The 1,385-nt window shown below is 58.3% G+C and carries 1 protein-coding gene; it reads right to left on the minus strand.

Features of this window, described 5'->3' with window-relative positions; genetic code table 11:
• Window positions 1–45: 45 nt before the first annotated feature.
• Window positions 46–1,224, minus strand: a complete 1,179-nt coding sequence (locus JMN37_RS11235) for an IS256-like element IS1249 family transposase (protein ID WP_252932199.1) — start codon at window positions 1,222–1,224, stop codon at window positions 46–48.
• Window positions 1,225–1,385 lie beyond the last annotated feature (161 nt).

A 1,385-nucleotide genomic window follows, 5' to 3' on the forward strand; every position in this document is an offset into this window, starting at 1 on the left:
GGGTTAAGGGTCAAAATGTGTGTCTGGCTCGGCGTGTCGCGGGGGTTAGATTTGGCCTTTTTGAATGCCGATTGAGTGGGTGTAGTCGGTGTCGATAGCGTTGTCGTAGAGGGCTGGGCGTCCTGTTTCGTGGTCGGCTTGGTTCTCGGTTTGGGTCAGGGTGGATACTTTGGCGAGTTGGCCCTGGCCCCAGTCGGACTGCCTGGCGATTCGTACTGGATCGTCAGGCAGTTCCGTTTTTAAGTAGAGCCACCAATCCAGCATGCGGCGTTGTCGTTCGCCTGATCTGCCGCGGTGGGTTCTGGCGAGCAGTTTGAGCTGGGCGTTGATGCCGCCTTCTAAGCTGTTGGTGGTGGATTTGATCCGCTCGGGCGCAAGGACTCCTGCTGGCGGGTTGAGGTAGACAAACAGCATCTCGGACCGCCAAAGATGGTTGAGGCTGTTGTAGGCCTTGCGCACGTTGTGGTGGGTCCACACGCGGGTCCATGCACCTGTTTTGGGGTCTTTGATCATGGTTTTCTCGTTCATCCATTCCCGGTAGATCGTTGAAAACTCGTGCAGTTGCACACCCCACGCGGCGGCTTCATCCAGTGTGGTGATCCGGGTCAGTTTCAGCGCAAGTCGGTAGATGGTGCGCCCGGCATCGGTGCGTGGGTTGGTGGTGGTGTAGCGGCGGACCACGCGTTGGGCGTGGACGAGGCAGCGTTGAATTTTCGTAGTCGGCCAGCACTTTTTGATTGCGCTGTATGCGCCTTGGCCGCCGTCGATGACGGCGATGAGTGGGGCTTCGATGTGTTCAAGCAGCAGTTGGTAGTCGCGGGTGGTTTCGTGTTTGCACCAGTGCCAGGCGATCACGTGGTCGATGGTCGCCGCGACGATCAGGCAGCCACCGGCGGTGTAGGTGCCATCGAGAAATACCTGGTCGTAGATCCGCTTGTGGTGGCCGGCGGTGGGGTCAGGCACATCAACGAGCCAGCACCACTTGAAGCGCCGCTTCATGGTGGCGCGGCTAACACCGTTTCGTTTGGCTAGGTCGTCGAGTGATATTGCGGTGGTGCAATGCTCGATGAACTGGGTGAACACTGCCGCGTTGGTGATGTCGTTTCGACGTTTGACGCTGGAGGCGCCGCATTGTTTGCAGCGCCATCTGGTGGTGCCTTTGCTGGTGGTGCCGTTGCGTTTCATTTCACCGCCGCAGTGGCAGCGTGGTTGGTTCTTCGACATTGCGACACCACACCACGCCGCGCATAGCACATCACGGCTGCCACACCGAGGATTTCCCGTCGGGGGCTAGATATATGCTTCCGGAGCATATACTTTCCGGAAACCTACAGGTCAATCCGTGAAAATCCGCGATTCCGGACACACTTTTTGACCCTTAACCC

It is taken from the genome of Corynebacterium lipophilum, from assembly GCF_024102595.1.
Lineage (GTDB): Bacteria > Actinomycetota > Actinomycetes > Mycobacteriales > Mycobacteriaceae > Corynebacterium > Corynebacterium pseudogenitalium.